The organism is Nonomuraea sp. NPDC050153, assembly GCF_044460125.1.
Lineage (GTDB): Bacteria > Actinomycetota > Actinomycetes > Streptosporangiales > Streptosporangiaceae > Nonomuraea.
In genome coordinates this window covers 112,314-138,366 of the sequence record NZ_JBITJQ010000001.1, presented here as the reverse complement: position 1 = coordinate 138,366, position 26,053 = coordinate 112,314, and the positions used below count along the sequence as shown (strand labels likewise).

29 protein-coding genes and 1 riboswitch are annotated in these 26,053 nt (G+C 72.2%); of the genes, 10 read left to right on the top strand and 19 right to left on the bottom strand.

The annotated features are described in order from the left end of the window. Nucleotides 1-156 precede the first annotated feature (156 nt). Complete coding sequence (locus tag ACIBQ1_RS00715; protein WP_026214021.1) at nucleotides 157-651, top strand: transcriptional regulator; 495 nt, start codon at nucleotides 157-159, stop codon at nucleotides 649-651. Between the two features lie 665 nt (nucleotides 652-1,316). On the opposite strand, the gene ACIBQ1_RS00710 is transcribed toward ACIBQ1_RS00715, so the two are convergent. The 3 genes from ACIBQ1_RS00710 to ACIBQ1_RS00700 all read right to left on the bottom strand — a co-directional run bounded on the left by ACIBQ1_RS00710 (nucleotide 1,317) and on the right by ACIBQ1_RS00700 (nucleotide 3,572). Next, nucleotides 1,317-1,763 carry an SAV_6107 family HEPN domain-containing protein gene (locus ACIBQ1_RS00710; protein WP_397273824.1) on the bottom strand — a complete coding sequence of 149 codons (447 nt, stop codon included), beginning with the start codon at nucleotides 1,761-1,763 and terminating at the stop codon, nucleotides 1,317-1,319. Nucleotides 1,764-2,177: 414 nt separating this feature from the next. Continuing rightward, nucleotides 2,178-2,372: a ferredoxin gene (locus tag ACIBQ1_RS00705; protein WP_397273823.1), complete on the bottom strand. Its 195-nt coding sequence runs from the start codon at nucleotides 2,370-2,372 to the stop codon at nucleotides 2,178-2,180. Nucleotides 2,373-2,378: 6 nt separating this feature from the next. After that, nucleotides 2,379-3,572: a cytochrome P450 gene (locus ACIBQ1_RS00700; RefSeq protein ID WP_397273822.1), complete on the bottom strand. Its 1,194-nt coding sequence runs from the start codon at nucleotides 3,570-3,572 to the stop codon at nucleotides 2,379-2,381. A 96-nt stretch (nucleotides 3,573-3,668) separates the two neighbouring features. Between ACIBQ1_RS00700 and ACIBQ1_RS00695 the strand changes: the two genes are divergently transcribed. Both ACIBQ1_RS00695 and ACIBQ1_RS00690 read left to right on the top strand, forming a co-directional pair. Then, nucleotides 3,669-4,286: a TetR family transcriptional regulator gene (locus ACIBQ1_RS00695; RefSeq protein WP_397273821.1), complete on the top strand. Its 618-nt coding sequence runs from the start codon at nucleotides 3,669-3,671 to the stop codon at nucleotides 4,284-4,286. A 50-nt stretch (nucleotides 4,287-4,336) separates the two neighbouring features. Then, entirely contained in the window at nucleotides 4,337-4,855 is a 519-nt protein-coding gene (locus ACIBQ1_RS00690) for a hypothetical protein (protein ID WP_397273820.1), read from the top strand. Between the two features lie 3 nt (nucleotides 4,856-4,858). Here the strand turns inward: ACIBQ1_RS00690 and ACIBQ1_RS00685 are convergent, their stop codons facing one another. Together ACIBQ1_RS00685 and ACIBQ1_RS00680 are read right to left on the bottom strand one after the other, a co-directional pair. Then, nucleotides 4,859-6,526, bottom strand: coding sequence for a hypothetical protein (locus ACIBQ1_RS00685; protein WP_397273819.1), 1,668 nt, complete (start codon nucleotides 6,524-6,526; stop codon nucleotides 4,859-4,861). Between the two features lie 113 nt (nucleotides 6,527-6,639). Then, nucleotides 6,640-7,356 carry a peptidoglycan-binding protein gene (locus tag ACIBQ1_RS00680; RefSeq protein ID WP_397273818.1) on the bottom strand — a complete coding sequence of 239 codons (717 nt, stop codon included), beginning with the start codon at nucleotides 7,354-7,356 and terminating at the stop codon, nucleotides 6,640-6,642. Nucleotides 7,357-7,556: 200 nt separating this feature from the next. On the opposite strand from ACIBQ1_RS00680, the gene ACIBQ1_RS00675 reads away from it, so the two are divergent. Then, a complete protein-coding gene (locus ACIBQ1_RS00675) occupies nucleotides 7,557-8,033 on the top strand; it encodes a YbaK/EbsC family protein (protein ID WP_397273817.1) in 477 nt (158 codons plus the stop codon). A 10-nt stretch (nucleotides 8,034-8,043) separates the two neighbouring features. Next, on the top strand, nucleotides 8,044-8,604 hold the full coding sequence (locus ACIBQ1_RS00670) for a GNAT family N-acetyltransferase (protein WP_397273816.1): 561 nt from the start codon (nucleotides 8,044-8,046) through the stop codon (nucleotides 8,602-8,604). Nucleotides 8,605-8,935: 331 nt separating this feature from the next. Here the strand turns inward: ACIBQ1_RS00670 and metF are convergent, their stop codons facing one another. After that, a complete protein-coding gene (gene metF / locus ACIBQ1_RS00665; protein ID WP_397273815.1) occupies nucleotides 8,936-9,856 on the bottom strand; it encodes a methylenetetrahydrofolate reductase [NAD(P)H] in 921 nt (306 codons plus the stop codon). Between the two features lie 169 nt (nucleotides 9,857-10,025). Between metF and ACIBQ1_RS00660 the strand changes: the two genes are divergently transcribed. Continuing rightward, a complete protein-coding gene (locus tag ACIBQ1_RS00660; RefSeq protein ID WP_397273814.1) occupies nucleotides 10,026-11,093 on the top strand; it encodes a polyprenyl synthetase family protein in 1,068 nt (355 codons plus the stop codon). A 263-nt stretch (nucleotides 11,094-11,356) separates the two neighbouring features. Here ACIBQ1_RS00660 and thiE read toward each other — a convergent pair whose 3' ends face one another. Genes thiE through ACIBQ1_RS00645 form a run of 3 tightly spaced genes read right to left on the bottom strand, consistent with a single transcriptional unit; the run spans nucleotide 11,357 to nucleotide 13,547 of the window. Next, on the bottom strand, nucleotides 11,357-11,995 hold the full coding sequence (gene thiE, locus ACIBQ1_RS00655; protein ID WP_397273813.1) for a thiamine phosphate synthase: 639 nt from the start codon (nucleotides 11,993-11,995) through the stop codon (nucleotides 11,357-11,359). Beyond that, nucleotides 11,973-12,347 carry an Rv2175c family DNA-binding protein gene (locus ACIBQ1_RS00650; protein ID WP_397273812.1) on the bottom strand — a complete coding sequence of 125 codons (375 nt, stop codon included), beginning with the start codon at nucleotides 12,345-12,347 and terminating at the stop codon, nucleotides 11,973-11,975. The genes thiE and ACIBQ1_RS00650 overlap by 23 nt, the downstream gene beginning before the upstream one ends. A 30-nt stretch (nucleotides 12,348-12,377) precedes the next feature. Further along, nucleotides 12,378-13,547, bottom strand: a complete 1,170-nt coding sequence (locus ACIBQ1_RS00645; protein WP_397273811.1) for an NAD(P)/FAD-dependent oxidoreductase — start codon at nucleotides 13,545-13,547, stop codon at nucleotides 12,378-12,380. A gap of 54 nt (nucleotides 13,548-13,601) precedes the next feature. Then, a riboswitch (TPP riboswitch) is annotated at nucleotides 13,602-13,719 on the top strand. On the opposite strand from ACIBQ1_RS00645, the gene thiO reads away from it, so the two are divergent. The 4 genes from thiO (at nucleotide 13,709) to pknB (ending at nucleotide 17,803) form a co-directional block, all read left to right on the top strand. Further along, nucleotides 13,709-14,824, top strand: coding sequence for a glycine oxidase ThiO (gene thiO, locus ACIBQ1_RS00640; protein ID WP_397273810.1), 1,116 nt, complete (start codon nucleotides 13,709-13,711; stop codon nucleotides 14,822-14,824). It overlaps the preceding riboswitch by 11 nt. Further along, entirely contained in the window at nucleotides 14,821-15,021 is a 201-nt protein-coding gene (gene thiS / locus ACIBQ1_RS00635; RefSeq protein WP_355365143.1) for a sulfur carrier protein ThiS, read from the top strand. Before thiO ends, thiS begins: the two co-directional genes overlap by 4 nt. Continuing rightward, complete coding sequence (locus ACIBQ1_RS00630; protein ID WP_397273809.1) at nucleotides 15,014-15,769, top strand: thiazole synthase; 756 nt, start codon at nucleotides 15,014-15,016, stop codon at nucleotides 15,767-15,769. Before thiS ends, ACIBQ1_RS00630 begins: the two co-directional genes overlap by 8 nt. Before the next feature lie 105 nt (nucleotides 15,770-15,874). Further along, nucleotides 15,875-17,803: a Stk1 family PASTA domain-containing Ser/Thr kinase gene (gene pknB, locus ACIBQ1_RS00625; protein ID WP_397273808.1), complete on the top strand. Its 1,929-nt coding sequence runs from the start codon at nucleotides 15,875-15,877 to the stop codon at nucleotides 17,801-17,803. A gap of 34 nt (nucleotides 17,804-17,837) precedes the next feature. Here the strand turns inward: pknB and alc are convergent, their stop codons facing one another. The 10 genes from alc to uraD all read right to left on the bottom strand — a co-directional run bounded on the left by alc (nucleotide 17,838) and on the right by uraD (nucleotide 26,005). Then, nucleotides 17,838-18,788 (bottom strand): allantoicase, encoded by a 951-nt coding sequence (gene alc, locus ACIBQ1_RS00620; RefSeq protein WP_397273807.1) that lies wholly within the window; start codon nucleotides 18,786-18,788, stop codon nucleotides 17,838-17,840. A gap of 2 nt (nucleotides 18,789-18,790) precedes the next feature. Further along, nucleotides 18,791-20,095, bottom strand: a complete 1,305-nt coding sequence (allB, locus tag ACIBQ1_RS00615) for an allantoinase AllB (RefSeq protein ID WP_397273806.1) — start codon at nucleotides 20,093-20,095, stop codon at nucleotides 18,791-18,793. Beyond that, nucleotides 20,096-21,250: a glycerate kinase gene (locus ACIBQ1_RS00610; RefSeq protein WP_397273805.1), complete on the bottom strand. Its 1,155-nt coding sequence runs from the start codon at nucleotides 21,248-21,250 to the stop codon at nucleotides 20,096-20,098. 118 nt (nucleotides 21,251-21,368) lie between these two features. Further along, on the bottom strand, nucleotides 21,369-21,581 hold the full coding sequence (locus tag ACIBQ1_RS00605) for an EF-hand domain-containing protein (RefSeq protein WP_397273804.1): 213 nt from the start codon (nucleotides 21,579-21,581) through the stop codon (nucleotides 21,369-21,371). A gap of 48 nt (nucleotides 21,582-21,629) precedes the next feature. After that, entirely contained in the window at nucleotides 21,630-23,012 is a 1,383-nt protein-coding gene (locus ACIBQ1_RS00600) for an 8-oxoguanine deaminase (protein WP_397273803.1), read from the bottom strand. After that, nucleotides 23,009-23,482 (bottom strand): (2Fe-2S)-binding protein, encoded by a 474-nt coding sequence (locus ACIBQ1_RS00595; protein ID WP_397273802.1) that lies wholly within the window; start codon nucleotides 23,480-23,482, stop codon nucleotides 23,009-23,011. The genes ACIBQ1_RS00600 and ACIBQ1_RS00595 overlap by 4 nt, the downstream gene beginning before the upstream one ends. After that, nucleotides 23,482-24,342: an FAD binding domain-containing protein gene (locus tag ACIBQ1_RS00590; RefSeq protein ID WP_397273801.1), complete on the bottom strand. Its 861-nt coding sequence runs from the start codon at nucleotides 24,340-24,342 to the stop codon at nucleotides 23,482-23,484. Before ACIBQ1_RS00590 ends, ACIBQ1_RS00595 begins: the two co-directional genes overlap by 1 nt. A gap of 5 nt (nucleotides 24,343-24,347) precedes the next feature. Continuing rightward, the gene (pucL, locus tag ACIBQ1_RS00585; protein ID WP_397273800.1) at nucleotides 24,348-25,208 is read right to left on the bottom strand and encodes a factor-independent urate hydroxylase; all 861 of its coding nucleotides are present in this window, start codon (nucleotides 25,206-25,208) and stop codon (nucleotides 24,348-24,350) included. Beyond that, nucleotides 25,209-25,508, bottom strand: coding sequence for a hydroxyisourate hydrolase (uraH, locus tag ACIBQ1_RS00580; protein WP_397273799.1), 300 nt, complete (start codon nucleotides 25,506-25,508; stop codon nucleotides 25,209-25,211). Next, complete coding sequence (gene uraD, locus ACIBQ1_RS00575) at nucleotides 25,505-26,005, bottom strand: 2-oxo-4-hydroxy-4-carboxy-5-ureidoimidazoline decarboxylase (RefSeq protein WP_397273798.1); 501 nt, start codon at nucleotides 26,003-26,005, stop codon at nucleotides 25,505-25,507. Before uraD ends, uraH begins: the two co-directional genes overlap by 4 nt. Nucleotides 26,006-26,053: the final 48 nt, after the last annotated feature.

Here is a 26,053-nt window from a genome sequence, read left to right as displayed (position 1 = left end):
CTGTGCGTAACCACACCTCGCGGCGTTCTGGGGTAAACCTGGGGCCATGGCTACCGATGGTGCCGAGCCTGGCACCAGACCCCCCGGTGGCTAGGGCATACGCCGCAAGGGAGCACAATCTACTGAGAGCGATACATACAAGACCGGGGGCCACACATGCCGTCTGAGTACGCAAAGTCGCTGGGTGCACGACTCCGCGCCATACGCACCCAGCAGGGCCTGTCCCTGCATGGAGTCGAGGAAAAGTCGCGCGGCAGGTGGAAAGCCGTGGTCGTGGGCTCGTACGAGCGTGGCGACCGAGCGGTGACCGTGCAGAAGCTTGCCGAGCTTGCCGACTTCTACGGGGTGCCCGTATCCGAGCTGCTGCCGGGCGGAGCCGCGCCCAGCCCGCTCGGACCGACGCCCAAGCTTGTGATCGACCTGGAGCGCCTGGCCACGCTGCCGAAGGAGAAGGCGGGGGCACTCGCCCGCTACGCCGCCACGATCCAGAGCCAGCGCGGTGACTACAACGGCAAGGTGCTGTCGATCCGCCAGGAGGACCTGCGCTCGCTTGCCGTGATCTACGACAAGTCGCCGAGCGAGCTGACGGAGGAGCTGATCAGCTGGGGCGTCCTCGACGCCGAGGCCCGCCGCGCCGTCGAGTCGTTCTGAGGCCGTCCCTCTCCCCTGAGGTCGCCCCTCCCTCCTGGGCCGTCTCACCCCGCCTTGAGACCGCCCTGTCCGCTTGTGGGTCCGCTTGTGGGCCCGCTTGAGGGCTCGCTACCGCCACGCGGTCGGCGAGCCACCCTGCTGCGAGGCCCCCTGGCCGGCCACGTTTCGAGTGGCATGGGCAGGATCGCGCGCACGTACGGCGGCGCGCTCGCATCATGACCGCGTGAGCGGCTCATCGGCGTGCGTCCGTCCTTCTCGCCGCCCGCTCCCGGAAAGGGGCGCTCCCCCGCTCTGAGGGCCGCCGCATCGGCGCTCGGCCGCGGGAAGCCACGATCAGGGGCCGGCGACGACCTTCGGGCCCGCCGCGCCGAGAGCCGCCGCACCGGCTCTCGGCCGCGCGGAAGCCGCGCTCCACGCAACGGTCAAGGGCCGGCGAGCGTCAAGGGGCCGGCGGGCGACCTGAGGCCGGTCAGGCCGAGGAGACAAAGGTCTCGACCGCAGAGAAACCGCGTTCGGGCGCGGCGAAGGCCGGTGGGCCGCCAAGGGACATCCACCGGAGGGCCGGGACATCGGCGCTCAGCCGCGTTACGACACGGTGCCGCGGCCCAGGAGCCCGGTGCGCCAAGGGCCGGGAAGGAACGTCCGCCAAGGCGGGAGGCTGGGGGTCAGCCTGCCAAGGGGACGTTGACCGGAAGCTGGGGCTGGGTCGGCACGCCCAGCAGGGCCTCCACGGTGGAGACGAACGTCTCCGCCTCGGCCAGGAGCTCGTCGGCGTCGGCCGCGCTGACCCGGCTGACCAGGCCCGCCTCCGCGGCGGCGCGCTTGGCGGCGCTCACCGAGAAGTAGGCGGCCCACTCGGCCAGGCTCGGCTCGGCCTCGGGCAGCAGCTCCCAGGCACTGCGCAGGCGGCGCCTGCGGCCTTCCATGGGGCGGGGACGGGCGGCCAGCACCGCCGCCGCCGCTCGAAGGGCCGCCAGGTGGGCGGCCACATATCGGGATGCCGGGGAGCGAGCGCCGGTCGCCTCCGCCAGGCAGGAACGTGAGTCGGTCAGATGTGCCCGAACCGCAGGCGACAGCCGGGGCCCGGGCGTTTCTCTAGGCCGTGGTGCCATCTTGCGCGCCTCCTTGGAGTCGTGGGCGGCCGCCGGCGTCTGCGCCGGTAGGGCCAACACTTGCAGACCCCACCGACATTTCCGCCGGGCTGGCCGGACGAGGAGCTTCCCCACTCCCCGTCCGGCCAGGACACGCCCACTCGTCTTCGCCGACGACGAGGACGTGCCCTTCGCCCATGGAGCCTGGCCGCGGGGGAACGCTTGGGGAAGCGAACGGCCCGCGACCAGGTCCTGGTGACGTTGAGCCGCGAGCCCCAACCGTCACTACGTCGAACATAATTTCGATCACGCTCGGTGTCAACCGATTCCACGAACACAGGTTCGACGAACATCACATGAACGGCGCGAAAAAGCCGTCGCCGCGGAGAGCCTGCGGCGACGGCCGGGTGGTTCAGGATGACGGCAAGGCGGTCGTCAGGGGACGACGGAGATGGCCCCCGACGGACAGAGGGTCACAGCACGGCGGACGCCGTCCTCCAACTCCACCGGCGGCACCTGCTGCAAGAGCACCACCGTGCCCTCGTCCTCGCTCTGGTCGAACACCTCCGGCACCGTCAGAGCGCACATGCCCGCCCCGATGCACACCGTCGTATCTGCCTTGATTTCCATGGTGACCTACCAAGTGACTGGGAGGCGGTGCACTCCATAGATGCTCATGTCCGAGCGCATCGGCACCTCCTCGGGTGTTACGGCCAAGCGTAGACCCGGGAAGCGGCGCAGCAGCGCAGGGTATCCGATGCGCATTTCCGTGCGCGCGAGCTGCTGTCCCAGGCACTGGTGGATGCCGTGGCCGAAGGTCAGGTGCCCGGTGACAGGCCTGGCGACGTCGAGCCGGTCGCCGTCCGGGAAACGGGACGGGTCGCGGTTGACGGTGGGCAGGTGGAGCGCCACGCACTCGCCCGCCTTGATGAGGTTGCCCTCGATCTCGACGTCCTCCAGCGCGCTGCGGAGCGGGCCGAGGTGGATGATCGTGAGGTAGCGCAGCAGCTCCTCGACGCCGTTGTCCACCACGGACGGGTCGTCGCGCATGGCGGCGAGCTGCGCGGGGTTCGTGAGCAGCGCGTACGTGCCGAGCCCCAGCATGTTGGCGGTCGTCTCGTGCCCGGCCACCAGCAGCAGGAGCGCCACCCCGGTGAGCTCCTCGTCGTCCAACTCCCCGCCCTCGACGAGCCCGCTGATCAGGTCGTCGGCCGGCTCCTTGCGCTTGCGCTGGACGAGCCCGTACATGTACGCCGTGATCCGGCCGAGCCCGGCCATCGCGTCCTCGGCCTTGGTCTCCAGGTTGACCAGGAGCTTGGTGTCCTCCTGGAACTGCGCGCGGTCCTCGTACGGCACCCCGAGCAGCTCGCAGATCACCAGTGACGGGATCGGCAGCGCGAACTTCTCCACGAGGTCCACGGGCCCGCCGGCGGCGGCCATGTCGTCCAGGCAGGCGTTCGTGATCTCCTCGACCCTGGGTTCGAGCATCTTCATCCTGCGCACGGTGAACTGGCCGGTCAGCAGCCTGCGGAAGCGCGCGTGCTCGGGCTCGTCCATGCGCAGGAAGAACCCGCGCGGGGCCTTCGCGTCCTTCCCCAGCCTCGCCCGGATCAGCATGCCCGGGATCGGCGGGTGCGCGAGCTCAGGACGGTTGCTGAAGCGCGGGTGCGCCAGCACCGCGCGGGCGGCCGAGTAGCCGGTCACCAGCCAGCCCCGATGGCCGTCGGCGAAGGTCATGCGGTGCATGTCCGCCCGTTGTCGCAGCTCAGTGGCTTCGTCGGGCGGGTCGAACGGGCGTCGCCGATCGATGGGGAACGTCACGTCAGACATGTTTCGGCTCCTTTCCGAGCTTCACCTCCAGAAAACCTCATTCATTGCAAAACTTCAATGCATGAAAAACATATACGCATGCAGTATAGTTCCGTCATGGTGGATAACGGCGGCGTGGGACTGCGGGAGCGCAAGAAGCAGCGCACGCGCCGGGCACTGATCGAGGCCGCGCTCCGGCTGTTCGACGAGAAGGGCTTCGACGAGACCACGCTGGCGGAGATCGCGGCGGAGGCCGAGGTGTCGACGCGCACGTTCTTCAGCTACTTCGCGAGCAAGGAGGACGTGGTCTTCTACGACTCCGCCCGCAAGATGGAGCTGGCCATCGCGTCGCTGGCCGACAGGGCTCCCGGCGAGGCGCCGGGCGACGTCCTCCTGCGGATCGTGGAGGACAGCCTGACCTGGCTGACCACGTACGAGGAGCTCGCGTTCGAGGACGCGGAGCTGCGGATGCGGCTCGTGCTCAAGGAGCCCACGCTGCAGGCGCGGGCCCTGGTGATGCTGCTGGAGAGCCAGACCGGGCTGGCGCGGGCGCTGCGGGAGGCCTACCCCGAGCTGGACCCGGTGGAGGCGGCCGCCGCGGTGGGCGCGATGTTCGGCGCGGTGAAGCTGGCGGTCGTCGCCGTCCTCGGCCACGACCTGTCCGCGGAGCAGCTGTCGAGCACGGCGCGCCGGGCGGCCGAGCTCACGCTCACCGGCCTGCGTTCCCTCGGATAGCTCCGGATGCCGGATTTCTGAGAAGCTGTCCGGAACGAAAAGGGGGCCGGGTGGCGGGTAAAAGGTGGCTGATCGCTGTCGTCCTGCTGGCGCTGGGGCCGGTCCTGGCGGCGGCGTACGCGGTCGTCAACCTCGTGGCCATCAGGACGGCCGTCAAGGCGCAGATCACGGGCCCGGAGTGGGGAGGCGGCCGGCTCGCCGCCGACGGGATGACGGCGCTGGGCAGGGACTACTGGAGTCTGGTCCTGATCGTCGCCGTGGTCGTGGGCGTCCTGGGGGTGATGTACGCCGTCATGGGCGCGCTCCTGCGGCGGGGCGGCCGGGGCCGCACGCCCCTGCTCGTGGTGTCGGGCGTCCTGATCGTCCCCTACGCCCTCGCGGTCCTGTTCATGCTGACCGTCCCCGCGAAGGCGGCGGCGGGACTCTACGACTCCCCTGACTTCGCCGACGGCATCCCCGCATGGCAGCCGGCCACCGTCCTCGTCCTGGTGGCGGCCGGGCTGGCGCAGGCCGTGGGGATGGTGCTGGCGGCCGTGGAGGGCAGGCGGGCCGCCGCCGCCCGGTCGTGAGACTCACCGGCAGCGGTCGTTCGACCAGGTCGCCCAGCCCATCTGGGCGCCGCCCCGGCCCGTGTCGGCCCAGCCCGGCGGCGGGGCCGTCCCGTACGGCACCACGGCGGTGCACGCGCCCGACGGAGGCCGCCCGTCGTAGAACTCGATCTCGGTCCACGACACCCGGTACGCCAGCGGCACCCAGAGGTTCCACCGCACCCGCCGGTCCACCGCCACGCGGCCGGGAGGCGGCGTGGGCAGCCAGTCCGCGCCCGACGGGCGTGCGGGGGCCTGCCCTGCGGTGAACGCGATGTCGATCAGCGCCAGCACGCCCACGACCAGCAGCCCGGTCCGGCGGCCGGAGAGGAAGGCCGCCCCGGTCAGGCAGGCCAGCAGGACCAGGGCGGGCAGGGACGCCTCGACCAGGTCCAGCGCGTCGTTCTCGCCCGTGAGAAAGATCACTTCGGGGAAGTCGAACGCGATGAACGCGTAACGCTGGAGCCGGTCCCCCGCGTACCAGGCGGCCACCCCGCCGGTCACCGCCATCAGCCCGGCGGCGGCCAGCGCGTGCCGCACCACGGCCAGGCGCCCGCCCTTCACCAGGACGATCAGGCCGGCCAGGGTCCAGGCCACGGCGACACAGGCCAGGTAGCGCCCGTAGACGTAGTTGCCGACGCGGTGCTCGTCCGGGAGGGCGGCCGAGGAGGCGTACGCGATGCCCAGGGTCGTCAGCAGCAGCGCGCCCGCCAGGACGCGGTGCAGGTACGGCGCGGACCGCCGAACCAGCATGGCCGCCGCGCCCGCCAGGCCGACGCCCGCGAGCCCCCAGGTGCCGACGGCGAGGTACCAGAGTTGCCCGGCCGCCCCCGACAGCGCCCACGCCTGGCCTTCGAGGCTCGTGAGCCTGGACACGAGCAGCGCCGACAGGTCCCGGGGCCCGCCCGGATACAGCGCGGCGCTCAGCGCCCCGTTGAGCGCCTTGCCCGCCACCGCGACCACGGCCGCGCTCGCCAGCGCCGCGACCGCCGGCGCCGCCGTCCTCCCGCGGACCCACACCACCGCCACGACCAGCGCGCAGACCAGCAGGACCACCGTCCCCCGCAGATGCGCCGCCATCGCGAACGCCGACAGCGCGCCCGCCGCCGCTCCCGCCCGCGCCGACCCGTACGCGACCAGGTCGTGCAGCGCGAGCAGCCAGGCGAGGACGAGCACGGGCAGGATCGCGTCGGTCAGCGCCAGCCCGGAGAACAGCAGCAGCGCCGGCGACAGCCCCGCGACGAACGCCGTGATCAGCGCCGCCCGCCGGCCCAGGCCCATCCGCCGCAGCAGCAGGTACGCCAGCGGGAAGGCCCCCGCCGCCACCATCGACCCCACCCCGGCCACCAGCCGGTACGCCAGGACGGGGTCGGAGGTGAGCCAGAAGATCGGGACCAGCAGCAGCGGATAGCCGCCCTGGTAGAAGGTCGAGCCGGTGAGGTCCGCGCCCGGCCCGCCGGCCAGCCAGCGGGCGGCGAGGAGATATCCGGTCTCGTCCGGGTTCGCCACCGGTCCGGTGTGATACCGATACAGCCACAGCCGTAAGGCCACGTGGGCGGCCCACCCGGCCGCCAGCACCCACCACAGGCGGGCCCGCCCCGTATGCCGCGCCGCCGTGTGGACGGGCGCGGGCGTCATGAACGCAGTCGTCATGCACTCCCCCCAAGAAAGTCAGGAGGGAGTCCAGCAAAAGCTCCATAACCGGCCCGTCACCGCTTTTGGTTATGCGGGCGTTACACCGCCGGCGGCGACGCGGGACGGATGCCTCAGAGGCGCTTGAACCTGCCCCGGACGTGCACCGGCACGCCCTTGCCCAGCATCCCGGGCAGGACCTCGGCCACGTTCATCGGCATGCGCACGCACCCGTGCGAGGCCGGATACAGCGGCACCGACAGCGCGCCGTGGAAGGCGATGCCGCCGTTGAAGAAGATCGGGTTGTAGAGCTGCCCCAGGTAGGACCGGTGCCAGCCGCGGGCGCGCCACGTCGTCTTGTAGTCGCCCGTCGGCGTGCTGGCCGAGCCGCAGAACCGCTGCTGCTTGCCCTGCCACGAGGCGGTCTCGCAGTAGGGGACGCCGCTGCCGGAGGACACGTGGGTGATCAGCTTCACCTCGCCGTCCACGTACAGGACCATGATCTGCTTGGTGAGGTTGACCTCGGCGCGGGTCGGCCTGCCGTCCTTGACCAGGACCTTCGGCGCCTTCGGGGTCTCCAGGGCCTCCCACGTGCGCCTGGCGACGGTGCTGGTCGGCCTGATGCCGTTCACCTTCTGGAACGCCCACACGGCCGCCAGCGTCGCGCCTCCGTAGCGGCCGTCGGCCTTGCCCGGGCGGTAGCCGAGCTGGGCCAGGCGTTTCTGCAGCCACTGGACGGCCTTGCCCTTGGCGCCGAGCTTGAGCGTCTTGTCCGGCGCGACGACCGCGGCGGCGGGACCGGAACGGGCTCCCGCGGAGGTATGCGCGGCGGCCGATGAATCCGTCCTCAAGGACGCCGTCGAACGATGCGACGCGAGCGTGCCGCACCCCGACAGTGCGACGGCGCCGGCCGTCACGAGAGCAGCCACCCCGGGCAGCCGTCGAGCCCCCACCAGTACCACCTCTCATACCATCAACAAACGGATCAGCTGACCTTATACCAGTCACCATCAATCGGTAATGACGCGGTCAACCTGTTTAGAGTGTTTCTATGTCTGAGAAGTTGCCGTCCAATGCCGTCGTGGTTCAATCCGCTCTGCGCGAACTGGGGGCGGACGGTGAGATCGTCGTCCTGCCCGAGAAGGCGCCCACGGCCGCGACCGCCGCGGCCCAGGTCGGGTGCGAGGTCGGGGCCATCGCCAACAGCCTGATCTTCGACGCGGACGGCGCGCCGCTGCTGGTGCTGACGAGCGGGGCGCATCGCGTGGACGTGGAGCTGATCGCCCGCACGGCGGGGGTGGGGAAGGTACGCCGGGCGACGCCGGAGTTCGTCAGGGCGGCGACCGGCCAGCCCATCGGCGGCGTGGCCCCGGTCGGGCATCCGGCGCCCGTGCGGACCCTGGTGGACAACTGGCTGAGCAAGCACGAGGTGGTGTGGGCGGCCGGGGGGCATCCGCTGACCGTGTTCCCGACGACGTTCGACGAGCTCGTGCGGATCACCGGGGGCACCGCGGTGGACGTCGAGTAATGTGCGACGCGTGATCGAGTTTCGCGGGGCGGGTCCGGCCGAGTTCGTCGAGCGGCTGGAGACGGTGATAGACGTCTACGCGGCTGCCATGAACCCGCCCGCGGACCAGATCAACGGCCGCAAAAGCATCATGCGAAACCACGCGACTTATCCCCATTTTCAGTGTTATTTCGCAGAACTGCGCGATCCGTCCCTTTCCACCCCCCTCACGGTCGGCTTCGCGTACGGCTTCCGCGGCACGCCCGGGCAGTGGTGGCACGACGTGGTCTACCGCGCCCTGACCGACCGCCTCGGCCGGCAGGCCGCCAACGCCTGGCTCGGCTACACGCTGGAGCTGGCCGAGATCCACGTCCACCCGGACTTCCAGGGCAAGGGCATCGGCCGCGCCATGATCCGCACACTCTGCGCGGGCCGCCCCGAACGCTCGGCCGTCCTGTCCACCCACGACCAGCCCACGGCCGCCCGCCACCTCTACGCCAGCATGGGCTTCACGGACCTGCTCACGAGGTTCATCTTCCCGGGCGGCTACGAGGACTACGCCATCATGGGCCGCCCCCTGCCCTTGACGTGAGGATCACGCGTCCCTGACGAACCCGTGACCGCTGGGTTTGTCCGCGGATTACTTGGGGCACCATCCATTACGTAAAGTAGCCGCCCTTTTACTCACCGTCCACTGTCCCCTGCCCGTCACCCGCCCGGTCCCCCTGCGGGCGGGTGACGGGCCCTACCATCCGGCACCGGACGCTCCCGCCACCCTCCCGTGCCGCCCGGCTCTCCTCACGACCTGGGCCCGACCGGGCACCCTCGAACGCCAGTGCGGCGAGGAGGGCGGTGCGATGCGGGTGGTGGGTGGTCGGCGGCCTCTGGCGGGCGATCGGGCCGGCCGCTCAGGGGCAGCGCTTTCAGGCGGAGACGGGGACCGTGTCGAGGCGTTGGAAGACCTCGCGCGAGGCGCTGGAGCGGTTGAAGGTGATGAAGTGGATGCCCGGCGCGCCCTCGTCCAGGAGCCGCTGGCACAGCTCGGCCCCGTGATCGATGCCCAGCCGCCGGACCGCGGCCGGGTCGTCCGCGACCTCCTCGAAGCGGGCCGCCACCTCAGGCGGGAACGGCGCTCCCGACAGCTGCTCCGAGCGCGCGATCGTGCTCATCTGCGTCACCGGCATGATGCACGGGATGATCGGCGTGTCGCACCCCTGGGCCGCCACCCGGTCGCGCAGCCGCAGGTAGTCCTCCGCCCGGAAGAACATCTGCGTGATCGCGTAGTCGGCGCCCGCCTCGCACTTGCGTACGAAGAACTCGGTGTCGCTCTCGATGGACGGCGAGCGCGGATGCTTGTAGGGGAAGGCGGCCACTCCGACGCAGAAGTCGCCCGCCTGCCTGATCAGCCGCACCAGCTCCTCGGCGTAGAGAACGCCTTCGGGATGCCGCATCCACTCGCCCGCCGGGTCGCCAGGGGGGTCGCCGCGGACGGCCAGGATGTTGCGCACCCCGGCGTCGGCGAAGCGGCCCACCAGGTGGCGCAGCTCGCGGATCGAGTGGTCGACCGCCGTGAAGTGCGCCACGGGCGTGAGCGTCGTGTCGTGGGCGATCCGCTCGACGATGTCGACCGTGCGGTCGCGCGTGGAGCCGCCCGCGCCGTAGGTCACCGACACGAACGTCGGCCGCAGCGACTCCAGCTCCCTGATCGCCTTCCAGAGCTGCCGCTCCCCCTCGTCGGTCTTCGGCGGGAAGAACTCGAAGGAGAACGACCGGCCACCGGCGGCGAGCATGTCGCGGACGGTGGGAACACGATCGGGCAGGATGGAGGGTCGACCAAGCGCCATGCCCCAAGGTTACAGGGACCTCGCCCACCCAAGGTCACGGCCGCGTCACCCCCGTGGCCACAGCCATGTCACCCGTACGAACCGGGCATCCCACCCCGCGCCACCCCAGATCCCGTTATAGAGACACCTGCGCATCCGAGCCCCGGCACGCGGCCACTAGTCTCAAGGCATGACCACTGACGCCGTTGGCATGGACACCCTGCGCACACAGGTGGAGCGTGCCCTCGGAGAGTTCGTCGAACGGCAGCTGCCCTCCCCCGGTGACCCCGAGCTCGAGCCGCTGCGCACGGCGGCCGACGAGCTGCTGTCCGGCGGCAAGCGGCTGCGTCCGGCATTCTGCTACTGGGGCTGGCGCGGCGCGGGCGGCACGGACGTGCCCGAGATCTTCACCGCGGCGGCCTCGCTGGAGCTGCTGCAGGCCAGCGCGCTGGTGCACGACGACGTGATGGACAAGAGCGACCTGCGCAGGGGCATGCCGTCCGCGCACCGCCGGTTCCAGGCGCTGCACGAGAAGTCCTCCTGGCACGGCTCCGCCGCGCAGTTCGGCGAGGGCGCGGCGATCCTGCTGGGCAATCTGCTCCTGATCTGGTCGGGCGAGATGTGGCGCACCAGCGGCCTGCCGCCCGAGTCCCTGGCGGCGGCCCAGCCCGTGCACGACCACATGCGTACGGAGCTGATGTGCGGCCAGTACCTCGACCTGCTGGAGCAGGCGCACGGCGAGAACACGTTCGAGTCGGCGCTGCGGGTGGCGCTGTTCAAGAGCGGGAAATACTCGGTGGAGCAGCCGCTCAGGCTCGGGCTGGCGCTCGCCGGCGGCAAGCTCGCGCCCTGGATGGACGAGCTGTGCACGGGCTACGGCACAAAGGTCGGGATCGCGTTCCAGCTCCGTGACGACATCCTGGGGGTGTTCGGCGATCCGGCGCAGACGGGCAAGCCGGCCGGCGACGACCTGCGGGAGGGCAAGCGGACGATGCTCGTGGCGCGCACGCTCGCGGCCGCGTCCCCGGGTGCGGCGGAGACCGTCCGGCGGCTGCTGGGGGATCCCGGGCTGGACGAGCGCGGGGTGGAGACGCTGCGGCAGATCATCGACGACACGGGCGCGCTGCAGGAGTGCGAGGACCTGATCGGCGAGTATCTGGCGGACGCGCTGTCCGCGCTCGACGGGGCGCCGATCATGCCCGAGGCGCGCACGGCGCTGACGGAGCTGGCCATCGCCGCCACCTCCCGCAAGACCTGACGGCACGATCTGAACACACGACCTGACCGCACGACCTGACCGCACGACTGGGGCGCGCCACAATCTGGGCGCGCAGCGCGGCCTGACCGGGTGAACAGGCCCGCGCCCCGGAGGCGCCCGCGTGGTGGCGAGCGCCCCCGGCAGGCGGGAAGCCCCTGCGACCAGGGGACCCTGCGGTCGGGGAACCCCTGTGACCAGGAGGCCTGGTGTGGCCAGGCCTCCTGTGATCATGGGGCTTCGTGTGGTCAGAGGGCCTTGTGCGGTCAGAGGGTGGACAGGCGTTTGGCGAACTCCGCCGCCGCCGCGCCCGGATCCTCCGCGTCCGTGATCGCCCGTACGACCACCACGCGGCGCACGCCGTACGACATCACCTCGTCCAGGTTCGCGAGGTCGATGCCGCCGATCCCGAACCACGGCCGCGAGGTCTCCAGCGCGGCCGCGTGCCGGAGCAGCGGCGGGCCGGGGGCCGGGCGGCCGGGCTTGGTGGGCGTGGGCCAGATGGGGCCGCAGCAGAAGTAGTCGACGCCCGGCTCCGCTGCCGCGGCGGAAGCCTCGGCCACGGAGTGGGTGGACCGTCCGATGACGATGTGGTCGCCGAGTATCTCTCGCGCGACCGTCACAGGAAGGTCGTCCTGCCCCAGGTGGAGCACGTCGGGGCGGGCGGCGTAGGCGATGTCCGCCCGGTCGTTGACGGCCAGGAGTTTGCCGTGCCGGTCGCAGGCGTCGCGGAAGATTTCGAGGAGCGCGAGTTCGTCGCGAGCCTCCAGACCCTTCTCCCGCAGCTGGATGATGTCCACGCCGCCGGCCAGCACCGAGTCGAGGAACTCCGCGAGGTCGCCGCGGTCGCGGCGGCCGTCGGTGCAGAGATAGAGGCGGGCCTCAGAAACCGAGGGCTTGGGCACGCCGCTTGACCTCAGTGTGACGGCCGGCCTTGATCGCCTCGATGGGCGATCCGGGCAGGGACTCGTCGGGGGTGAAGAGCCAGCGCAGCGACTCGACGTCGTCGTAGCCGGCGTCCAGCAACACGGTCAGCGTGCCGGGCAGGCCCTTCCTCACATCCTTTCCATCGAGGAACACCGCGGGCACCTGCGGCCCGCCGCTCCCCCGGCGAACGCCGAGCAGCTTGTGGTCCTTGAGGAGTTGCTTGGCCCGCCCGATCGAAAGGTCGAGGCGCGAGGCCACTTCGGGGAGAGTGAGCCACTCGTCGACGAGCTGGTCGGTCTCCCGGTCGATCTGTGCAACAGAAAGCGTCACGAAACCACAACTACCACATGCCGTGCTTGCTCAAACAACACAATCCCGTAGGGAGACTTCTGGATCTACCAGGCGTTCCACGTCGAGACGGTGTCCGGCGCCGATGATTCTACGCCCCTGTACGAGGTCCCGCGGCCGGTCCACGGCGAGCACCGCTGCGGGAACGTCGTCGGCCGTGAGCCAGACGGCCGACCACTTGCCCTCGGGCTCGCCGCGATAGATCAGCCGTTCCCCTGCCAAATGATGACCGGCGTATTGCACCATATGTCCGAACTGCTCCGACCAGAAGTACGGAACGGGATCGTACGCGACGTCCTCGCCCAGCAGGCTCGCGGCGGCCACTTCCGGGGCGTTGAGCGCGGTGTCCCAGTGCTCGACCCTGAGCCTGGTCTGCCAGCGACGCGACCACCAGGCGGCGCAGTCGCCGACGGCCACCGTGTTCGGGAGGGAGGCGCGCAGGTGCTCGTCCACGACGACGCCGTTGTGCAGGTCGATGTCGGCGCCGGTGAGCCATTCGACGGCCGGGCGCACGCCGATGCCCGTGACCACCACGTGGGCGTCCACGAACTCGCCGCCCACCAGCCGCACGCCGCCCTCGTCCACGGAGTCGACCATGGTGTCGAGCCGCAGGTCGATGCCGTCGTACCAGCGCTCGGTGCGAGCCCCGATCCCGGCGCCGACCGCCGCGGCGAGCGGCGCCGGGCCGGCCTCGATCACGGTCACCGCGCACCCGGCGCGGCGGGCGGCCGTGGCCACCTCCGCGCCGATCCAGCCGGCGCCGATGACCGCGACGCGGGCGCCGGGGACGAGCATGGCCCTGAGCTCGTGGGCGTCGTCGAGCGTGCGCAGCACGTGCTGCGGGCCGTCGCCGGGCAGCCTGATCGGCTCGGCGCCGGTGGCGATGACCAGCCCGTCGTAGCCGATCTCGCCCTCGGTCGTCTCGACGACCCCCTCCCGCAGCGCCTTGGCGCTGACCCCGGGCTGGAACTCCACGTCGATCGCGGCCAGGTCGGTGTCGACGAAGCTGGTGTCGGCGTCGCCGAACAGCACGGCCTTGGACAGGGGCGGACGGTCGTAGGGGCGATGCCGCTCCTCCCCGATCAGCGTGACCCTCCCCTCGAACCCCCGCGTGCGCAGCGCCTCCACGGTGCGCACTCCGGCCAGCCCAGCTCCCACCACCACGACTCGGTTCACGTTCATGACCCTAACGTGGGGCGGTGTCGGGGCGTCGCAGCGAGGCCGTAGGCTGGAGGACGTAAGACGCGCGGGAGTCCGGCCGTGACCGGGCTGAGAGGAAGGCTGCCATCGGGCCTTCGACCGCAAGACACCTGATCCGGATCATGCCGGCGAAGGGAGCGCGGATGGATGTGATCGTGGGCGGCGGGGTCGTCGGGCTCTCCGCGGCCTGGCGGCTGGCCCGCGCGGGGCGGCCCGTCACCCTGGTGGACCCGGCCCCCGCCTCGGGGGCCTCGCACGCGGCGGCGGGGATGCTGGCGCCGATCAGCGAGGTCACCTACACCGAGGCGCCGCTGCTGCGGCTCGGGGTGGCGTCGCTGCGCCGCTGGCCGGCCTTCGCCGCCGAGCTGGCCGCCGACGCGGGGCTGGCCGGCCCCGAGGCCCTGGACCTGCGCTCCGAGGGGACGCTCGACGTGGCGTTCGGGGCGGACGACCTGGCCGCGCTGGACGAGCTGGCCGCGTACCTGGAGAAGCTGGAGCTGCCCGTCGAGCGGCTGACCGGCCGCGAGTGCCGCCGCCTGGAGCCCATGCTGGCCCCCTCGGCGCGGGGCGGGCTGCTGGCCCCCGGCGACTCCTGGGTGGACCCGCGCCGCGTGACGGCGGCGCTGCTGGCCGCGCTCGACCGGCAGGGAGTCCCGCTGGTACGGGCCCGGGTGGGCGAGCTGCTGCGCGACGGCGCCCGGGTCACGGGGGTACGCCTGGAGCCGCCCGGCGGCGACGGCCGGCGATCCGAGCTGCCGGCGGAGCGGGTGATCCTGGCGGCCGGGGCGTGGAGCGCCGGGCTGGCCGAGGTGCCGGTGCGGCCGGTGAAGGGGCAGATCATGCGGTTGCGCTCGCCGCAGCCACTGCTCACGCGGTGCGTGCGCGGCACCGTCCACGGCACGCCGGTCTATCTCGTCCCCCGGGGTGACGGCGAGCTGGTGGTCGGGGCGACGCAGGAGGAGATGGGCTTCGACACCAGGGTGACCGCGGGCGGGCTCTACGAGCTGCTGCGGGACGCCAGGGAGCTGGTGCCGGGCGTCACCGAGCTGGAGGTCGCCGACGTGGTGGCCGGGCTGCGTCCGGGTACGCCGGACAACCTGCCGCTCATCGGCCCGAGCCGCACCCCGGGGCTGACGCTGGCCACCGGTCACCACCGGGGCGGCGTGCTCCTGGCGCCGCTCACGGCGGACATCCTGCTGGGCGAAGAGGGCGAGCTGGCGGCGTTGTGCACGCCTGGGAGATTTCGGGAAATTTCATGATTGTGACGATCAACGGGGCCTCGCACGAGGTGACCGACGGCATGACCGTGGCGCAGGCCGTACGCACATTGACCACGGCCACCACCGGGGTGGCCGTGGCCGTCAACGACGAGGTGGTCACGCGGAGCTCGTGGGAGACGACGGCGCTCAGCGACCGTGACCGGGTGGAGGTTCTGACGGCGGTGCAAGGTGGATGAACTGATCATCGCCGGGGAGAAGTTCTCCTCCCGGCTCATCATGGGGACCGGCGGCGCGCCCTCGCTCGACGTGCTCGACCAGGCGCTGGCCGCGTCCGGCACCGAGCTGACCACGGTGGCCATGCGGCGGCTCGACCCGAGCGCCCCCGGGTCCGTCCTGGACGTGCTGCGCGAGCGGGACATCAAGGTGCTCCCCAACACGGCGGGCTGCTTCACCGCGGGCGAGGCCGTGCTGACGGCGCGGCTGGCCAGGGAGGCGCTCGGCACGAACTGGGTCAAGCTGGAGGTCATCGCCGACGAGCGGACGCTGCTGCCCGACCCGATCGAGACGTTCGACGCCGCGGAGCGGCTGGTGGCCGACGGGTTCGTGGTGCTGCCGTACATCGGGGACGACCCCGCGCTGGCGCGGCGGCTGGAGCAGGTGGGCTGCGCGGCCGTCATGCCGCTGGGCGCGCCGATCGGCTCGGGCCTCGGCATCCGCAACCCGCACAACATCGAGCTGATCGTGGAGGCCGCGTCCGTGCCGGTGGTGCTCGACGCGGGCATCGGCACGGCCAGCGACGCCGCGCTGGCGATGGAGCTGGGCTGCGACGCCGTGCTGCTGGCCACCGCGGTCACCAGGGCGCAGCGGCCCGATCTCATGGCGGCCGCGATGAAGGGGGCCGTGGCGGCGGGACGGCTGGCGCGGCTGGCGGGCCGCATCCCGCGCAGGCGCTACGCCGAGGCCTCCTCGCCGATGACGCCGTGACCTGAGTGGTGCGCGAGGAGCTGGGACGTTCCAACGGGAACGTCTCAGTATCGGTTTCGGGCGGTGGGGCCCTCCCAGTGGCAAAACGCCCGTAAACTCGGCGGGGTGGATACGACGACTGCGGACCCCCTGGTCGGGCGGCTCCTCGATGGGCGCTACCGCATCGAGAGCCGGATCGCCCGGGGCGGTATGGCGACCGTCTACCTCGCGCTGGACGTCCGCCTGGACCGGACGGTGGCGCTGAAGGTCATGCACTCCTCGCTGGCCGAGGACCCGTCGTTCGTGCGCAGGTTCATCGGCGAGGCCAAGTCGGTCGCCCGCCTCTCACACCCCAACGTGGTGCACGTCTTCGACCAGGGCACCGACAATGACGTCGTCTACCTGTCGATGGAGTACGTGCCCGGCAAGACGCTGCGCGACATCCTGCGCGAGCGCGGCAGGCTGCCCGCCCGCGAGGCGCTCGAGATCATGATCCCGGTGCTCGCCGCCCTCGGCGCGGCCCACCAGGCGGGCATGGTCCACCGCGACGTGAAGCCGGAGAACGTCCTGATGACCGACGACGGCCGGGTCAAGGTCGTCGACTTCGGCCTGGCCCGGGCCATCGAGGCCACCAACCAGACCCGCACCGGCGTGATGATCGGCACCATCGGCTACATGGCGCCCGAGCAGGTCACCACCGGCGCCGCCGACGTGCGCAGCGACGTCTACGCCGCGGGCATCATGCTGTTCGAGCTGGTCACCGGCCAGCAGCCCTACGACGGCGCGACGCCTATGTCGGTGGCCTACCGGCACGTCCACGACACCGTGCCCGCGCCGTCCTCGGTCGTCCCCGACGTGCCGCCGCTGATCGACACGCTGGTGGCCCAGGCGACGGCCCGCGAGCCGGACCAGCGCCCGGCCGACGCCACCGCGATGCTCGTGGCCGCCGTCGACGCGCACCGGATGCTTCCGCGCCTGACCAACCCGCCGGGCTCCCACCCGCAGGGCCCTGCGGCCCCGCACGCCCGGACGCAGGTCTTCAACGCCTCCGGCGCCGCCTCGGCGCCCCAGCCCGCCCCCGCCCACACCTTGATCCAGCCGCGGGCGGAGGCGCCGGCGTCGCGGCGGCGGCCGGGGTTCAGGCCGAACTGGTTCCTGGTGGCGCTCGCCGGGGTGATGGTGGTCGCGGTCGGGCTGACGGGCTGGTACTTCGCGCAGCCCGAGATGGTCTCCGTGCCCAGCCTGGTCGGCAAGAACATGGCGCTGGCCAAGCAGAGCGCCGCCGCGGCCGGCCTCAAGGTGCAGGAGGCCGACGGCGTCAACGACGAGAAGCTGGCCGCGGGCCTGATCCTCCGCACCGACCCGGCGGCCGACACCGAGGTCGAGAAGGGCACCACGATCACGCTGGTCCCCTCGCTCGGGCCCAAGCGCGTCGCCGTGCCCAACACCGAGGGCATGACCGGCGACCAGGCCCGCGACAAGATCGCCAGTGCCGGGCTGACCGTGGGCGTCGTCAAGCGGCTGGCCGACCAGGAGGTCGAGCGCGACAAGGTCATCCGCACCTCGCCGCAGGTCGGCGAGAAGGTGCGGGTGGGCGCCAAGATCGACATCTACGTCAGCGCCGGCCTGGTGATGCCCGACGTCAGCAGCATGCCCAAGGACGAGGCCGCCCAATATCTCGGCGGGCTGGGCTTCCAGGTGCAGGTCAACGAGGTGGACGACGACGCCGAGCCGTGCACGGTCATCGCGCAGGCGCCGAAGGCGAAGTCCGAGGTGGACAAGGGCGCGCAGGTCATGGTCACGGTGGCGCGGTGCCAGACGGACTTCTGGGACTGGTTCAACGGCGACAGGGACGACGAGGCCCGCGACGATTCACAGTTCGCCCTGGTGCCGGCGGTGATCGGCAAGGAGGTCAGGGACGCCAAGTCGGAGCTGGAGGCGCTGGGGTTCAAGGTGCGGGTGCAGCGGCTGGGCAACCGCGGGGTCGTCCAGTTCCAGCGGCCGCTGCCCAACAGCGAGCGGCCGCAGGGGAGCACGGTCGTCCTCTGGCAGTGAGGCGCCTCCGGCCGAAGGCCGGAACGCCGCCTGGTCAGGGGGTGGCGAGGTGGCCGTGGAGACGCACGCGGGCCAGGCCGCCGTCCGGGTAGATGTCCACCCGCACGTGGGTGACCGGGTCCGGGTGGTGGAGGCGGAAGCGGTGCGGGGTGTCGGGCTGGAGGCGAGTCCGCGGGAGGAGCTCCACCTCCCGGTCGCCGTCCAGGCCCGTCAGCGAGACCGAGCCCGGCGCGTTGAACAGCAGGTTCGTGGTGTCGATCTCGGCCAGCCCGATCACGCCGCGCTCGGCCAGCCGGATGAGCAGCCAGTCGTTCCCGTCGCCGCGGCGGCGGGCGGTCTCCCAGCCCTCGGCCTGGTGGCGGGCCAGGCCCGGGGCGATGGCGTTGTTAGGGGCCGAGTAGAACTCGTTCGAGCAGGCGGTGACCAGGGCGCCGTTCGCGAGCGCGGCCAGGTCGAGGCCGAGGCCGTCGTACACGGACAGGTCGGGCCGGGCCTCCCCGTGCACCCGGAGGCGGGCGACGCCGCCGTCGGGGAAGATGTTCAGCCGTACGTGGGTGAAGCGGCGCTCGTCGGTGACGGCGAAACGGTGCTCGCTGTCGCCGGTGAGCTCGGACCGGGGGACGATCTCCGCCCACGGCGCGGCCTCGAGCTCGGCCGGGGAGGGGTGGCCCTCGATCGCGGCCGCCTCCACGGAGGCGTGGGGCGGGTAGTTGCCCTTGAACCACGCCGTGTCGATCACCACGCCGCGGATCACGCCGGGGAGGCCGAGGCGTACCAGGGCCCAGTCGTGGCCGGGTGAGCGGCGGCGGCGGGTCTCCCACCCGTCGTAGACCTGCCCCTTGCTCCCGAACGTCTCGGCCCGGAAGCCGGGCCGCCCCGGCCGGATCAGGCTCTCCTTCTCCGCGAACGACTCGTCGCTGGCCGCCACGACGGAGCCGCCCAGCGTGCGCAGGGCGAGGTCCGGCAGGGTGATGAAGCTCGGCAAATCTACTGCTCTCCCAACAGGAATCGCCCGTGCGGCGCGCCGTCCACGGGCCGCCCGCGCAGCCAGGTGGTCAGTACGGCGCCCTTGAGCACGCGGCCGTGGTACGGGGTGACCGGGTTCTTGTGGTGGAGCCGCGCGGCGTCCACGGGGTGGTCGGCCAGCGGATCAAATGCCACCAAATCGGCATCATTACCGGCCTTTATCCCGCCTTTTCCGGAAATCTCGGCCATCGAGGCCGGATTGGCGGACATCCAGCGCACCACGTCCTCCAGCCCGTACCCCCTCCGCGACGCCTCCGTCCAGATCGCCGGCAGGCCGAGCTGGAGCGAGGCGATGCCGCCCCAGGCGGCGGCGAAGTCGGGCACCTTGAGGTCGGCGGGCGAGGGTGAGTGGTCGGACACGACGCAGCTCAGCACGCCCCTGGCCAGCCCGTCCCACAGCAGGTCGCGGTTGGCCTCGGAGCGGATGGGCGGGCAGCACTTGAACGCGGTCGCCCCCTCGGGCACCTGCTCGGCCACCAGCGTCAGGTAGTGGGGGCACGTCTCCGCCGTGACCGCGACGCCCTCGGCCTGTGCCGACCCCAGCACGTCCAGGCAGGAGGCGCTGGAGACGTGCAGGATGTGCACCCGGGCGCCGGTCTCGGCCGCCAGCCGCACCACCCGCGCGACCGCGCTGCGCTCGGACTCCCCCGGCCGCGACTCCAGGAACTCCCGGTATGTCGGCCCGCCCGGCTCCGTGAGCAGCGCCGGGTCCTCGGCGTGCACCACCATCACCCCGCCGACCGCCGCCACCTCGGACAGCGCCTCCCGCAGCTCGGAGTCGCCGAGCGGCGGGAACTCCTCCACCCCCGACGGCGACATGAAGCACTTGAACCCGTAGACCCCGCGTTCGCGCAAGGGAGCGAGGTCCTTGACGTTCCCCGGCACGGCCCCGCCCCAGAAGCCCACGTCCACGTGGCACTTGCCCTCCGCGGCCGCCAGCTTGGCCTCGAAGGCGGCCACGTTCACGGTGGGCGGGAGGGAGTTGAGCGGCATGTCGAGGATCGTGGTGACGCCTCCGGCGGCGGCCGCCCTGGTCGCCGAGTCGAACCCCTCCCAGTGCGTCCGCCCCGGCTCGTTGACGTGCACGTGGGTGTCGACCAGGCCGGGGAGCAGGGCCAGGTCGCGCAGGTCGATGTCCTCGGCGGCGTCGAGCGGCGCGGCGTAGTCGTACAGGCCCGCGATCTTCTCGCCCCGCACGGCCACCGCCGCCGCCCGCTCCCCCTCGGGGGTGACGGTGCGGCGGGAACGGATCACCAAGTCGATCATCTAGTCACCTTCGAGATGGTTCGCGGCCAGCCGCGCGGCCAGGCGTTCGAGCAGGGGCCCGGCCTCGGCCATGCAGCGTTCGGGGTCGGGTTCGAGATCGGTGAGGGCGTAGGCGGCCTCGATGCCCGCGGCCCGCAGCTCGTCGTCGGTGAGCGTACGGCGCCCGCAGACGGCCACCACGGGGACGCCCGCCCTGGCCGCGGCCTGCGCCACGCCGACCGGCGCCTTGCCGCGCAGGGACTGCTCGTCCAGCGACCCCTCACCGGTGATCACCAGCCGCGCGTCCTTGACCAGCTCGCCGAACCCGAGCAGGTCGAGCAGGTAGCCGATGCCGGGCCGGATCTCGGCGTGCAGGAACGCCAGCGCGGCGAACCCCACCCCACCGGCCGCCCCGGCCCCCGGCGCCCCCGCCACGCCCATGGCCCGAGGCGTGTTGTCGTGCTCGACCGCCCCCATCAGCCCATGTGTCGCGGTCGCGACGGCGGCCAGCCGGCTCAGACCCGCCTCCAGCGTCTTGACGTCGTCCGGGGTGGCGCCCTTCTGGGGCCCGTAGACGGCGGCGGCTCCGTGGGGCCCGAGGAGCGGGTTGTCGACATCGCTGGCCACCACGAACTCCACGCCGGAGACGTCCGCGAACCCCGACAGGTCGATCCGGGCGAGCCCCCTCAGCGCGGCCCCGCCCCGGGGGAGGTCGTCGCCGTCGGCGTCCAGCAGGCGCGCGCCGAGCGCCTGCGCCATGCCCGCTCCCCCGTCGGTGCAGGCGCTGCCGCCCAGCCCCAGGACCACGCGCTTGGCGCCCCGGCGCACGGCGTCCGCGATCAGCTCGCCCGTGCCGTGGCTGGTGGCGGTCAGCGGCTCGTGCCCGCCGGGCAGGCGGCGCAGCCCCGACGCCTCCGCCAGCTCCACCACCGCCGTCGCGTCGGCGTCCTGCCAGGCGTACGAGGCGGGGATCCGCTCGCCGGTGGGCCCGGTGACCTCGATCGTGACCCGGCCGAACCCGCCGGCCACGGCCGCGTCCACGGTGCCGTCGCCTCCGTCGGCCACCGGCAGCTCCACGGTGGGCACGCCGAGCCCGGCGGAGACCCGGGCGGCCACCTCGGCCGCCGTCAGAGAGCCCTTGAACTTGTCGGGGGCTATCAGAACCTGCTGAACCACTACGAACCCCTACAGGATGGTGAACAATGTCCTGACACGCCTTCCTGCCCGGTGCGAGCGGGCAGGAAGGCGTGACTCATCATCACGCACGGCTGACGGGGCACGCCCGGAGGGGTCGTCAGGAGACGGTGCGGATGAACTCCTCCAGCGAGTAGCGGCCGTCCTGGTCGGAGTCGGCCGCCTGGCTCATCGCCCCCAGCGCCTCCGCCGGGAGACCAGGGAAGTGCCGCGTCAGCTCGGCCTCGCTGATGTAGCCGTCGCCGTCGGTGTCGATCGACGCGAAAGTGTTCTTGAGCTGCGCCAGCCGCTCGGCGGGGAGTTCCTCGGGCACGGGATCGCCTTCCTGCTCGTTTCAGACATTCCCACCTTAGTCGCCTGGTCAGTGGAGCTCCTTGGCGGCGGTGAGGCCGCGCTCCCGCGCCAGCCCCATCAGCCGGCGGTGCGCCTGGGCGCCCGCGCGGCCGGCGGCGTCCTGGGGGACGGTCCTCAGCTCGCCGTCCTCGACCACGACCCGGCCGCCGACCAGCACCCGGGCCAGGGGCGGCGGGGGCCCGAAGACGAGCGCGCAGACCGGGTCGGTCACCGCCGAGGTGAAGGCGCCGTCGACCCGCCACAGGGCGAGGTCGGCCAGCTTGCCGGGTTCGAGGGTGCCGAGCTCGTCCTGGCGGCCGAGGTTGCGGGCCCCGCCGAGCGTGGCGATCTCCAGGGCCTGCCGGGCCGTGAGCGCCTGGGGGCCGTACGCGGCACGCTGGAACAGCAGGGCCTGCCGCAGCTCCCCCACGAGCGGCGTCAGCTCGGAGGAGGCGCTGCCGTCCACGCCGAGGCCCACGTTCGCGCCGCGGCGCAGCATCTCGGAGACGCGGGCGATGCCGGCGCCGAGCCGGCCGTTCGACGAGGGGCAGTGCGCGGAGCCCGTGCCGGTGGCGGCGAGCTTGCCGATGTCGTCGTCGCTCAGGTGCACCGAGTGCGCGAACCACACGTCGGGCCCCAGCCAGCCCAGCTTCTCCATGTAGTCCACCGGGCGCAGCCCGAACTGGGCCAGGCAGTGCTCGTCCTCGTCCGAGGTCTCGGCGACGTGCGTGTGCAGGCGCACGCCCTTGGCCCTGGCCAGGGCGGCGGACTCGGTCATCAGCTCGGCGCTGGAGGAGAACGGCGAGCACGGCGCGACCGCGATCCGCAGCATCGAGGAGAAGGACGGGTCGTGGTAGGCGTCCACGGCCTCCGACGTGGCGGCCAGGATCTCGTCCAGCTCCTCGACCACGACGTCCGGCGGCAGCCCGCCGTGCGACTCGCCCCGGTCCATCGAGCCGCGGGCGGGGTGGAAGCGGATGCCCACCGCGCGGGCGGCCTCGATCTCGGCCGCGAACAGGTCGCCCCTGCCCTTGGGGAAGATGTAGTGGTGGTCGCTGGAGGTGGTGCAGCCGGACAGCGCGAGCCAGCCGAGCCCCGCCGTGGCCGCCCCGTTGACCACTTCGGCGTCCATGGCGGCCCACACCTGATAGAGGGCGACCAGCCACTCGAAGAGGGTCGCGTCCTGCGCCAGGCCCTGCGAGGCCCACTGGTACAGGTGGTGGTGGGTGTTGACCAGGCCGGGGGTGGCCAGGCAGCCGGTGCCGTCGATCCTGTTCGGGTGGCTGGTCGCGCCTGGGGCGGGCCCGGGGCCCAGCTCCGCGATCCGGTCCCCCTCGATCCTGATATATCCGGATTCGATCTCCGGGCCGGCGACGGGGGCGATGTGGACGTTCTCGATGAGCAGGCTCACTCGGCGTCCGCCTTCCGCGACGCGGCCAGCCGCACCGCTTCGATGATCTTCTCGTAGCCCGTGCACCGGCAGAGGTTCCCGGCCAGGGCCTCCCTGATCTCCGCGTCGGACGGCCGCCCCACCCGCGCGATCAGGTCGTGCGCCTGCACCACCAGCCCCGGCGTGCAGAACCCGCACTGCACGGCCCCGCACTCCACGAACGCCTCCTGGACCGCGTCGAGCCGGTCCCCCTCGGCGAGCCCTTCGACGGTGCGCACCTGCCGCCCCTCGGCCTGCCCGGCGGCGACCAGGCAGGAGCAGACCGGCACGCCGTCGAGATAGACCGTGCAGGAGCCGCATTCGCCCTGCTCGCAGGCGTTCTTGGAGCCGGGGAGCCCGACCCGCTCGCGCAGCACGTAGAGCAGGCTCTCGCCTTCCCAGACGTCGTCGGCGATCTCCTCGCGGCCGTTGACGGTGAAGGTGACGCGCATCAGGCGGCCCTCCTTCCCAGATGGTCGTTCCAGGCCCAGGTCAGCGTGCGGCGGGCCAGCACGCCGATGGCGTGCACCCGGTAGGCGGCCGTGCCCCGCACGTCGTCGATCGGCGCGGCGGCCCTCGCGCACAGCTCCCCGAATCGCCTGGTCAGCGCCGGATCGAGCGGCGCGCTCCAGTCTAGTTCGCGGGCCAGCAACTCCTCCGCCTCCAGCGCCCGGCGCGGCGTGGGCGCCGCGGAGCCGATCCCCGTGCCGACCCGCCGCTCCTCCGGGTGCAGCGCGATCGCGAACGAGCACACGGCGATCACCATGGCGTTGCGCGTCCCGACCTTGGAGAAGTACTGAGGCCCGGTCGCGGGCCGGACGTGGACGGCCCTGATCAGCTCGTCCGGCTCCAGCGCGCTGCGCTTGACCCCCAGGTAGAACTCGTCGGCCGGGATCATCCTGACGCCGCGCTCGCGTGACTCCGCCTCGACCACCGCGCCCGCCGCCAGCAGCGGCGGATGGCTGTCGCCGGCGGGCGAGGCCGCGCCGAGGTTCCCGCCGACGGATCCGCGGTTGCGGATCTGCGGCGAGCCGACCGTGCGCGCGGCCTGCGCGAGCCCCGGCAGCGGCCCGCCCAGCTCCTCGATGATCCGCGCGTACGGCACCGCGGCCCCGACCCGGCACAGGCCGCTCACCATGGCCCACTCCCGCAGCTCGGCCACCTGGTTGAGGTCGAGCAGCGCCGCGGGCCTGCGCACGTCCATGTTGATCTCGACCATGACGTCGGTGCCGCCCTGGATGGGCACCGCGTCGGGCCGGTCCGCCTTGGCGGCCAGCGCCTCCTCCCACGTCGTGGGGCGCAAGAAGTCCATATCCCCTACTCCCAGGCGAATCCGGCGTCGGGCGCGTCGTCCCGCAGCACGCTGCCCTCGATCAGGCCGTAAGGACGGTCGGCGGCGTGGAAGACCTCGTTGTCGTTGTCGAGGCCGAACGGCGACAGGTCCACGGCGAAGTGGTGCTTGTTCGGCATGGCGAGCCTGACCTCGCAGATCTCGGGGCAGGCGGTCAGGGCGCGCTCGCCCATGGCGTAGAGGGTCTGCTGGAGCGACAGGCTGTGGGTGTCCGCGAACGCGTCCAGCAGGCACTGGCGCACCTGCTCGTACGACTTGCCGTACTCGGGCGTCTCCCCCGCGTGCCGCCAGCGCGCGGCCACGGCGGTGGCCAGGACGCGGTCGGTGGTGGGCCGCAGCGTGGTGTACTCGTCCACGATGTAGCCGTGGAACTCCGAGCCGGTCGTGTTCATCAGCACCAGGTCCTTGAGCCCGGACACCACGGTGGAGCGGCCGTCCCGGTCGTGGTGGACGACGCACGTGCGCACCTCGCCGCCCTCGCGGGCGAACGAGTGCGGCCCGCGGCGGGTCCAGGCGTACTCGTCGATCTCGACCCTGGCGTGGTGGACCGTCGGCTGCGTCCGCACGAAGTGCCTGGCCAGCAGGAGGGCGAACTCCTCGATCTGGCCGACGCCGTGCTTCTTCGCCAGCGCGTACGCGGTGTTCTTCTGCGTGTCGGTGGGCAGCACGGCGGCGTTGTCGCCGGTCAGGTGGACGGCCTCCATGGCGCCGGAGAGCGAGGTGCTGACGTTGAGGTCCTTCACGTGGTGCACGGGGCCGTCCCTGACCACGCGGACGAGCCTGGTCTCCGCCTTGCCGTAGCGGTTGGGTCCGAGCCTGATGGACATCTAGCTCCCTCGGTAGGTGGAGTAGGCGTACGGGCTGAGCAGCAGGGGCACGTGGTAGTGCCGTCCGGGGTCGGCGACGATGAAGGTGACGACGACCTCGGGATAGAACGTCTCCTCCAGATAGGCCCCGGTGTCGAAGACGACCCGGTGGACGCCGGCTCCCGGGTTCCAGCCCTTGATGCGCCCGTCGTCGTCGGTGCGCCCCTCGGCCACCAGCCGGCCCTCGTGCTCCAGCCGGACGTGGACGCCCCGGGCGGGCAGGCCGGTGACCGCGTTCAGCACGTGGGTCGAGAAGCTCATGTCCCCTCCTTCACGAGCTTGCGCAGCCGCAGCGCGGTGATCGCGGCCAGCTCGCCCCGCACGGCCGCCCGCTCGCTCTCCTCGTCGTTGCCCAGCCGCTCGCGCAGCCTGGCCAGCATCTGGGCCCCGGTGAGCCCGGTGGCGCAGACCAGGTAGACGTGCCCGAACCGGTCCTCGTACGCCTGGTTGCCCGCCGCGAGCGCCGCGCGCACCTCGTCCTCGACTCCCGACTGCTCCTGGCGCGACCACGACGCCTCCCTGCCGCCGCCCGCCGCCCGCTCCCCGATCCTCGGGTGCGCCCGGAGCGCCTCCAGCACGTCGTCCCACCCCAGGTCGCGGACGGCCGCCTCGGCGGTCACGGCGAGCTCGTCGAGATCGTCGTACGGCCGCAGCGCCGCCACCTTCGCGGCGAAGGCGCGCGAGGCGCAGCAGGCCAGCAACTCCTCCTCGGCGCCGGCCGCGGGCCTGGCGTTGAAATCGCTCAGCGTCTCGGGCATGTCAGAAGTACACACACCCGCCTCGTGCCCGGTCCATCCACGAGAACT

Excerpts from the sequence above, each read along its gene's own strand:
- ACIBQ1_RS00715 (WP_026214021.1), top strand. The coding sequence starts at position 157 with ATGCCGTCTGAGTACGCAAAGTCGCTGGGTGCACGACTCCGCGCCATA.
- ACIBQ1_RS00710 (WP_397273824.1), bottom strand. The coding sequence starts at position 1,763 with ATGGCACCACGGCCTAGAGAAACGCCCGGGCCCCGGCTGTCGCCTGCG.
- ACIBQ1_RS00705 (WP_397273823.1), bottom strand. The coding sequence starts at position 2,372 with ATGGAAATCAAGGCAGATACGACGGTGTGCATCGGGGCGGGCATGTGC.
- ACIBQ1_RS00700 (WP_397273822.1), bottom strand. The coding sequence starts at position 3,572 with ATGTCTGACGTGACGTTCCCCATCGATCGGCGACGCCCGTTCGACCCG.
- ACIBQ1_RS00695 (WP_397273821.1), top strand. The coding sequence starts at position 3,669 with ATGGTGGATAACGGCGGCGTGGGACTGCGGGAGCGCAAGAAGCAGCGC.
- ACIBQ1_RS00685 (WP_397273819.1), bottom strand. The coding sequence starts at position 6,526 with ATGACGACTGCGTTCATGACGCCCGCGCCCGTCCACACGGCGGCGCGG.
- ACIBQ1_RS00675 (WP_397273817.1), top strand. The coding sequence starts at position 7,557 with ATGTCTGAGAAGTTGCCGTCCAATGCCGTCGTGGTTCAATCCGCTCTG.
- metF (WP_397273815.1), bottom strand. The coding sequence starts at position 9,856 with ATGGCGCTTGGTCGACCCTCCATCCTGCCCGATCGTGTTCCCACCGTC.
- ACIBQ1_RS00660 (WP_397273814.1), top strand. The coding sequence starts at position 10,026 with ATGACCACTGACGCCGTTGGCATGGACACCCTGCGCACACAGGTGGAG.
- ACIBQ1_RS00645 (WP_397273811.1), bottom strand. The coding sequence starts at position 13,547 with ATGAACGTGAACCGAGTCGTGGTGGTGGGAGCTGGGCTGGCCGGAGTG.
- thiO (WP_397273810.1), top strand. The coding sequence starts at position 13,709 with ATGGATGTGATCGTGGGCGGCGGGGTCGTCGGGCTCTCCGCGGCCTGG.
- thiS (WP_355365143.1), top strand. The coding sequence starts at position 14,821 with ATGATTGTGACGATCAACGGGGCCTCGCACGAGGTGACCGACGGCATG.
- allB (WP_397273806.1), bottom strand. The coding sequence starts at position 20,095 with ATGATCGACTTGGTGATCCGTTCCCGCCGCACCGTCACCCCCGAGGGG.
- ACIBQ1_RS00595 (WP_397273802.1), bottom strand. The coding sequence starts at position 23,482 with ATGCGCGTCACCTTCACCGTCAACGGCCGCGAGGAGATCGCCGACGAC.
- ACIBQ1_RS00590 (WP_397273801.1), bottom strand. The coding sequence starts at position 24,342 with ATGGACTTCTTGCGCCCCACGACGTGGGAGGAGGCGCTGGCCGCCAAG.
- pucL (WP_397273800.1), bottom strand. The coding sequence starts at position 25,208 with ATGTCCATCAGGCTCGGACCCAACCGCTACGGCAAGGCGGAGACCAGG.
- uraH (WP_397273799.1), bottom strand. The coding sequence starts at position 25,508 with ATGAGCTTCTCGACCCACGTGCTGAACGCGGTCACCGGCCTGCCCGCC.
- uraD (WP_397273798.1), bottom strand. The coding sequence starts at position 26,005 with ATGCCCGAGACGCTGAGCGATTTCAACGCCAGGCCCGCGGCCGGCGCC.